Below are 391 nucleotides of genomic sequence, written 5' to 3'. Positions count from 1 at the left end.
TCACTAAGAGGCAAAAAATTGTTGGCTAAAATTAGCGACGAAGGAGCAAAAAGCCAACTGTTTTTTGTCCTTTTGAGTGACTTGTTATGTTGCAGACAACTCCAATATACCGTTTGCACCTATATATAAAACAAATAGAACAAATATGAGACCTGCTAGCCTTATTAGCTTATGAGCTTCTTTTTTAATTTTGAGTTGATTGGCGACACCGAAATCAAAATTAAAATACCACAAAAAAACTTTATCCAAACTCCAAAGTACTAAAAAAATATTTACGCTTAGCATTGCGTACGGTGCATCAGATAAAAGAAGCACAAACATTACAGCTAAAGTAATTAAGACTGTAATAAAGCTAATTTTCTTGAAAGTTTCAATCATATCCCTATGCAAC

Annotated in this window: 1 protein-coding gene; it reads right to left on the bottom strand. The window is 32.7% G+C overall.

Going from position 1 to position 391, the window contains the following annotated elements; genetic code table 11:
- Nucleotides 1-84 precede the first annotated feature (84 nt).
- A partial coding sequence (locus SANK73390_RS02055; protein ID WP_462762924.1) for a hypothetical protein occupies nucleotides 85-391 on the bottom strand: 307 nt, incomplete at its 5' end.

Source organism: Pseudoalteromonas sp. SANK 73390, from assembly GCF_054966645.1.
This window is presented reverse-complemented; position numbering and strand designations above follow the sequence as displayed.